6 protein-coding genes are annotated in these 7,432 nt (G+C 46.9%); 2 read left to right on the forward strand and 4 right to left on the reverse strand.

From position 1 onward, the window contains the following. Both ACOJTG_RS16685 and ACOJTG_RS16690 read right to left on the reverse strand, forming a co-directional pair. Nucleotides 1-981, reverse strand: a 981-nt coding sequence (locus tag ACOJTG_RS16685; protein WP_420154869.1) for a zinc metalloprotease, incomplete at its 3' end; no start/stop codon positions are given. Beyond that, nucleotides 965-1,933 carry a PhoH family protein gene (locus ACOJTG_RS16690; RefSeq protein ID WP_420154870.1) on the reverse strand — a complete coding sequence of 323 codons (969 nt, stop codon included), beginning with the start codon at nucleotides 1,931-1,933 and terminating at the stop codon, nucleotides 965-967. The genes ACOJTG_RS16690 and ACOJTG_RS16685, both read right to left, overlap by 17 nt. A 202-nt stretch (nucleotides 1,934-2,135) precedes the next feature. Between ACOJTG_RS16690 and dnaB the strand changes: the two genes are divergently transcribed. Together dnaB and ACOJTG_RS16700 are read left to right on the forward strand one after the other, a co-directional pair. After that, nucleotides 2,136-3,743 carry a replicative DNA helicase gene (gene dnaB / locus ACOJTG_RS16695; RefSeq protein WP_420154871.1) on the forward strand — a complete coding sequence of 536 codons (1,608 nt, stop codon included), beginning with the start codon at nucleotides 2,136-2,138 and terminating at the stop codon, nucleotides 3,741-3,743. A 212-nt stretch (nucleotides 3,744-3,955) separates the two neighbouring features. Further along, a complete protein-coding gene (locus ACOJTG_RS16700; protein WP_420154872.1) occupies nucleotides 3,956-5,404 on the forward strand; it encodes a flippase in 1,449 nt (482 codons plus the stop codon). A 4-nt stretch (nucleotides 5,405-5,408) separates the two neighbouring features. Here ACOJTG_RS16700 and ACOJTG_RS16705 read toward each other — a convergent pair whose 3' ends face one another. Next, nucleotides 5,409-6,074 (reverse strand): acyltransferase, encoded by a 666-nt coding sequence (locus ACOJTG_RS16705; protein WP_420154873.1) that lies wholly within the window; start codon nucleotides 6,072-6,074, stop codon nucleotides 5,409-5,411. Between the two features lie 182 nt (nucleotides 6,075-6,256). Beyond that, nucleotides 6,257-7,432: 23S rRNA (uracil(1939)-C(5))-methyltransferase RlmD (gene rlmD, locus ACOJTG_RS16710; protein ID WP_420154874.1), on the reverse strand; the 1,176-nt coding region annotated here is incomplete at its 5' end.

Here is a 7,432-nt window from a genome sequence, read left to right on the forward strand (position 1 = left end):
GGTATTCATGCAGGCGTCGGGGGAGTAGTCGAGAAAATTCTCGATCATGTTTCGGGTGCTCTGACCGCTTACGCAGGTTGAATACCGATCGTTACAGAACCGCGTGTTGTTCGCCGACTCGGTGGGCGGCGTGTCATCGCAGTAATCCGTCCCGCAGTACTCATCTCCCCAGGTATGAATCAAACCCAGCCAGTGACCGACTTCGTGCGTAAGCGTACGGCCATAACTGTAGGTCTCATCAGCCAGATTCCCCGTATCCCCAAAATACTGGTGAGCGATGAACACGCCGTCGGTTTGCGGGAAATCTTCATAGTAAGCGTTTAAGCCTTCCACGGACGTAGAAGCCGGAAACTGCCCGTAACCAAGATAGTTACGAATATCCGGCAAGACCCAAATGTTCAAATAGCGATTGGAAGGCCAATAGCTAAGGGCACTGACGGTTTCGAGGTCGGACTGAATATTGTAAACGGCCTGATTCCGGTAGCGACGAAGAATTCCGTTGGTAGGATTTCCATTCGGATCGCGGTTGGCCAGGTAAAACTCAATTTCCATATCCGCTCCCACGGGATTGGTATTATAGCCCCGCGTGCCTTCCTGCCGGCGGTAATCTTCGTTAAGCACCCGAATCTGTGATTCAATCTGAGCTACTGAAATATTGGCATTGCCCGTTCCACCGATTCGGTTTGAATCCGCCGTATTATGAATGACGTGAACGACCACCGGAATCCGGATGATCCGGTCAGCGGTACGGCCACCCCGGTTTTTCCGTTGCTCCACAAAGGCCTGAATGGAATCCTCAAAAGCCTGTCGCCGTACGGCCGCTGCCTTCATTTTTTGCACTTGCTGCTGATAAACAGGCGAAAATGCACAGTCTCGTACGCGTTGGGCCCAGGTGGTGGAGACACTGAGCAGGCAAAGCAAAAAGCCGCATAAGAGCGGCTTTTTACAGAAATAGTACGATTGTTTATTTTCTGGACTCATGCGTAGCTTCCGACTTTTCGTAGGCTTCAATAATCAGACGAACCAGCTTGTGACGAACCACATCCCGGCCATCGAGTTGAATAAAACCAATACCAGGTACGCCATCCAAAATGCCCAGGGCTTCGCTGAGTCCTGATTTCATTTTGGTTGGAAGATCCACCTGCGTCCGGTCACCAGTAATAATGGTTTTCGACGTAGGACCCATCCGCGTCAGGAACATCTTCAACTGCATCGTCGTCGTATTCTGAGCCTCATCCAACAGAATAAAAGCGTTGTTGAGGGTACGACCCCGCATGTAGGCCAGCGGAGCAATTTCGATGGTCCGGTTCTCGATGTACAGTTTCAGTTTTTCCGCTGGAATCATATCATCCAGAGCATCGTAGATCGGTCGTAGGTACGGATCAATTTTCTCCTTCAGATCACCCGGCAGGAAGCCCAGATTTTCACCGGCTTCTACGGCGGGGCGAGTGATGATGATTTTACGTACTTCCTTGTTTTTGAGAGCTTTTACAGCAATGGCAACGGCCGTATACGTTTTACCCGTACCCGCCGGACCTACCGCAAACACAATGTCGTGTTTCGCCGCCGCTTCAACCATGGCCAGCTGGTTGGCCGTTTTCATCCGAATGACGACGCCTTTGTTTCCGTAGAGAAACACATCGTCGTCCGTTGGAACGGCAGTGGCTACCGGCTCATCCTCGGTCTGATCAAGGTAGGATTTCACGTTGTCGGAGGTAATCTTCCCGTAACGTAAATAATGCTGCTGGAGTGACTCCAGAATTTCGGTGATACGATTGATTTCTGACGAAGTACCGCGAATGGTAATTTCATTACCCCGCGAAATAATTTTACTCATCGGGAAAGCTGCTGAGAGCTCCCGGATATTCGTATTCTCGACGCCTAAAAAATCAACTAAGGAAACTTCGTCGAGTGTGATGGTTTTTTCGATCAAACTATGAAGAGGTTTTGTGAATCGTTTCTTTGCCCAAAGTAATCTTTTTTTCTAACGATTTGCAGGCTTATTTGTTATTTTTTTAAAACCAGTAAAGCCGCTCTTTCGTTCAATTTTCAGTATCAGGAAGTTATCGATTCCGCATAAAAAAATGCAGGACCATCCTGTAAATTAGACCCTCTATTTGCGTAACATTGTAAGTATGGACGATAAACGAAAAAACATAACTGCAAGAAAACCAACGACTTCAGTAGGAGGACTTGCCAACGGTAATCGCTGGCTGGATACGGGCTTAGGAAAGATACCCCCGCAATCCGTTGATTTGGAAGAAGCCGTGTTGGGAGCGGTTATGCTGGAAAGGGATGCTCTGACCAACGTCGTGGACATCCTGAAGCCGGAAAGTTTTTATCGCGAAGCCCACCAGAAGATTTTTTCGGCGGTACTCACGCTCTTTAATAATTCCGAACCCGTTGACTTATTAACGGTAACGCAACGCTTGCGGAATGACGGTACGCTCGAATTTTCGGGGGGATCGGCCTATCTGGCGGAGCTTACCAGCCGGATCAGCTCGGCGGCGAACGTGGAAGCGTACGCTCGCAAAATTGCCGAGAATTCCATCAAGCGGGATTTGATTACTTCGTCCAATGAAGTACTCAAGCTGGCTTACGAGGATACTACCGACGTATTTAATCTGCTTGATAAAGCCGAGCAGGACTTGTTCCGCATTTCTGAATCGAACATTCGGAAGAATTTCTCGGACATGAATGCGGTCGTAAAGCAAGCTCTGGAAGAACTCGAAGCCAAGAAACACCTCCAGGATGGCCTAACGGGCGTAGCGTCCGGCTTTACCGCTCTGGACCGCGTGACGGGCGGCTGGCAGAAATCCGAATTGATCATTATCGCGGCTCGTCCGGCCATGGGTAAAACGGCCTTTATTCTGTCCGCCTGCCGCAATGCAGCGGTTGACTGGAATCAGGCCGTGGCTATTTTCTCGCTGGAGATGTCTTCCGTACAGCTGGTGAATCGTCTGATTTCAGCGGAGGCAGAGATCGAAAGTGAAAAAATCAAGAAAGGAAGTCTCGCTAATCACGAGTGGGCTCAGTTGCACGCCCGGATTGGTAAACTGAACTCGGCTCCGATTTTTATTGACGATACCCCCGCTCTCTCCATTTTGGAATTGCGGGCCAAGTGCCGCCGTCTGAAACAACAACACGACATTCAGCTAGTAGTCATCGATTACCTGCAATTGATGCAGGGGGATAGTAGCAAAGGTGGCGGAAACCGTGAACAGGAAATTGCCTCGATTTCGCGGGCTCTGAAGAACTTGGCCAAGGAATTGAACGTACCCGTAATTGCCCTGTCCCAGTTGAGCCGGGCAGTAGAAACGCGGGGGGGAGAAAAGAAACCCCAGCTTTCGGATTTACGGGAATCGGGCTCCATCGAGCAGGATGCCGATATGGTTATGTTCCTCTACCGACCCGAATACTACGGAATTACGCAGGATGAGAACGGTCAGGCTACTACCGGTGTGGGCGAAGTGATCATTGGTAAAAACCGTTCGGGTTCGACGGAAACGGTACAACTTCGGTTTATTAACAAGTTTACTAAGTTCGCGGATCTGGGCGGGGGCGATTTCTCGATGATTGAAGCTCCGCGTTTCAACACCGTAGAAACCAGCGACTCGATTGGATCCTTTGAGAATCAAGCACCGGCAAAAACGTTTGGTAGCAAGGTCAATCAGCAGACGCAGACCCCACCACCGGGCGAATTTGGTAGTTTCAGTACCAATATGGGCGACGTACCCTTCTAAATATAACCTTATTACAGGTAAAGGCCAGTGAGTGCAATAGACACTTACTGGCCTTTTTTATGACCAATGCAAACGACTAGTAACTAATACTTACGTACGATTAATAAAAATACAGCAAAATGGGTTAGGGATTTTGAAAAATTCCTGTAAACTTTTCAGTACTTTTAGTGCTAGGATTCGCTTACGCAGCTCGATACTCGCTAACCCCACCTATGGATCGTACAATTGGAAAAAATTTTATTTATAATTTCTTGCTCTCAGCAAGCCAGTTACTACTGCCGTTAATCACCTTTCCGTACGCTTCGCGGGTGTTACTTCCGGAAGGGATGGGGTCGGTAAGTTTCGTTGAGAATCTCACGCAGTACTTTATGCTATTCAGTGCTCTGGGCATTCCTATCTACGGCGTGCGTGAAATTGCTAAAGTACGGCAGGACAAGGAAAAAATGAGTAAGCTCTTTTCGGAGCTGCTAACGATCCATTTCCTGATTTCGATGATTATGGCCCTGCTTTACTGGCTGTTGGCCATCAACGTTGCCAAGCTACACACGGACTTAACGCTGTGTAAAATCGGAATAGGGTTTGTGATCAGTAATGTATTTACGATTGAATGGCTCTTTACTGGTAATGAGAATTTTAAAATCATCGTTTTTCGATCACTAGCCATACGGGTTTTCTGTATTGCCTTATTATTTCTGTTTGTTAAAAGTCCGGATGACAAGTCTATTTACTACGGAATTAACTTATTCAGTCTGGTCGTTACGGCAATCATCAATATGTACTTCGCGAGGAGATATGTAAACTTTAGATGGAAAAATCTATTGCTGGTTCCGCATATCAAGCAATTATTAGTTCTCTTATCGATTACGATTATTACCAGTCTGTACGTGCTCATGGATACCGTTTTATTAGGATTCTTTTCGACACGTATGCAGGTTGCCTTTTACGCAGCTTCACTGAAAATCAGTAAGTTATTTTTGATAATTATTGGCTCTTTAGTGGGCGTGTTATTACCCCGATTATCCAATTTACTGAACGAAAACAAACGGGATGAAGCAACCCTTTTATTGAATAAAGCCCTCCGTTTTTCGCTCTTAATCAGTGTTCCGCTGGCCTTAGGAATCATTTGCTTATCGAAAGAATTGGTCATGTTAATTTCGGGTAAAGATTTCGCCGAGGCCGCATTATCACTGAAAATTCTGGCGAGTGTCGTGATTATTATTAGCCTGGCTCAGATCTACTACCAAATCCTAATTCCGCTCAATAAAGAGAAATACATCATGTTTGCTTCGCTGGCAGGTGTAGCGGTCTGCGTAGTTTTCAATTTAATCCTGATTCCCATTTACCATCACATCGGCAGTGCCATCAGTACCGTATTGACCGAAAGTATAGTCACGCTATTGTTGTTTATCTTTTCACAGCGATTAATTAAACTAACGTTTCCCTGGAAACTCCTGTTACAGAATGTTCTGGTTGGATTTCTCTTTTTTGGCATCCGTAATCTTACTTACCTATACACGGAAGATACACTGACTGTATTGGTCGTTACAGTCAGTGGAAGTGTAGTCATGTACATGGTACTGCAATGGTTCTTTATCAAAGACCATGACATTCGGGAAATAGTACAAATTGCTTCTCGTAAATACGGAAAATTGAATGTGTGAGCGTTTATACCTGCCAGGAGACCTCTTCTTTCAACACCCGAGCTGGGCTTCCGCCTAAAATGACGTTTTCGTTAAGAAGCGTTTTGTTGATGGTAGTGCCCGCGGCTACGATGCTATTTGAACCAATCCTAGTTCCTTTTAAAATGGTGCACCGACAGCCAATCCAGACGTGATCGCCTACACGAATTTCTTTAGGAGCATTGATAAGTTCACCCTGAGCATTATAAATGGAATGAAGGTCGGTATCCATGATAAGAATATCCCAGGAAAGTACACAACTTGATCCAAACGTAATTTTCTTGTAACAGATCAGAGAACTTTCGGCCGTAATTGAAAAATTTTCTCCGAAAATAATTTCCCCGTGATCACCTACGGAAATTTTAGATCCGTGTCCAAGGTTACAGGCTCCTTTGAATACTACTTTGCCGGCAACTTGCCAAATAGAGCGGGATTTATGCTTATCAAATATTCCAATTTCACCGTAGCCGATTTTTATCTTTCCAGGCCACAAATGTCCTTCAATTTTTATCTCACCCTGGAGATTACTCAGATACACTTGCTTGGCAACGAAAACCGGAAAACGAATAGCTTGGCTAAAGGGTAAATACTTGAAGTTGAATCGGATGGTATTGAGATTCAACTGGGTAAGGATACGCAAAATACGTTTCATGACTACCGCACGTTACGGTGCTTATTTAATGACTGACGGATGATCGGGCTAATTTATTAAATTAATCCTACATAAGCGTCTCAGGCCCGAAGCGGTTGGACTGAAACAGATCAAACGATCAGGTATCTGTACCAACGAAAAAAGGCCTAACGTTTAGGCCTTTTTTCGTTGGTACTCGTAATTTAGATACTCTTTTTTTCCAGCCACATGACGTTCTCTACGTGATGTGTGTGCGGGAACATATCTACTGGTTGTACGGCTTTCACTTCGTACTGCTCGGCCATCATCGCTACATCGCGGGCTTGCGTAGCCGGATTGCAGCTCACGTAGACAATGCGTTGCGGAGCGGCTTCCAGAATGGCTTCTACTACATCCGCATCCATGCCCGCCCGTGGGGGATCGGTAATGATTACGTCGGGTTTGCCATGCTCAGCGAAGAAGTCGGGTTTTAGCAGCTTCTTCATGTCTCCGGCGTAGAAGGAAGTATTGGCCACGCCGTTGATCTCGGAATTGACTTTGGCGTCTTCAACTGCCGAAGGTACGTACTCAATACCGACTACTTTGCGGGCTTGGTGAGCCACAAAGTTGGCAATTGTTCCGGTGCCCGTGTATAAATCGTAAACCAGCTCGTCGCCTTTCAGTTGAGCAAAATCGCGGGCTATTTTGTAAAGGACGTACGCCTGTTCTGAATTCGTCTGATAAAAAGACTTGGGGCCAACGCGGAAGATCAGCCCTTCCATGGATTCTTCAATGTACGGCGTGCCGGCGACGTGAATGATGTCCTGATCCTGAAAGGTATCATTGACCTTCTGGTTGACGACAACGTGTAAGGACGAAATCGTTGGGAACTGTTCCTGAAGGAAACGCATGAGTTCGTCAATCTTTTCCCAGTCGGGTTGACCAAACTGTACAATCACCATCACCTGGCCCGTACTGGCCGTTCGGATGACCACGTTACGCACGAATCCTTCGTGTTTGATGAGGTCATAGAAAGCCCAGTCGCGTTCTTCCGCGTAATGCTTGATGGCCAGACGAATCGCATTAGAGGGTTCTGGCTGCAAATGACACTGCATAATATCCAGAATTCGGTCGAAACGTTTGGGGATGTGGAAGCCCGCCGCTCGCCGCTCCAGCGTCTCACCCGAGGCAATCTCGGCATCTGTATACCAGCGGTTGGTCGAAAAAGTAAATTCTAATTTATTCCGGTAGCCATATTCGTGGGCTGAACCAATAATAGGTCGGATGCCCGGATGCGGAATTTTCGCCAGTCGTTCCAACGAATCGCGTACCTGACGGGTCTTAAAATCCAGTTGGGTTTCGTACTGTACGTGTTGCCATTTGCAGCCACCACAAGTTCC

Source organism: Siphonobacter sp., from assembly GCF_048595215.1.
Taxonomy (GTDB): Bacteria; Bacteroidota; Bacteroidia; order Cytophagales; family Spirosomataceae; genus Siphonobacter.

Bases quoted from the DNA above. Each gene is read 5' to 3' on its own strand.
- ACOJTG_RS16705 (WP_420154873.1), bottom strand. From the start codon at position 6,074: ATGAAACGTATTTTGCGTATCCTTACCCAGTTGAATCTCAATACCATC.
- dnaB (WP_420154871.1), top strand. From the start codon at position 2,136: ATGGACGATAAACGAAAAAACATAACTGCAAGAAAACCAACGACTTCA.
- ACOJTG_RS16700 (WP_420154872.1), top strand. From the start codon at position 3,956: ATGGATCGTACAATTGGAAAAAATTTTATTTATAATTTCTTGCTCTCA.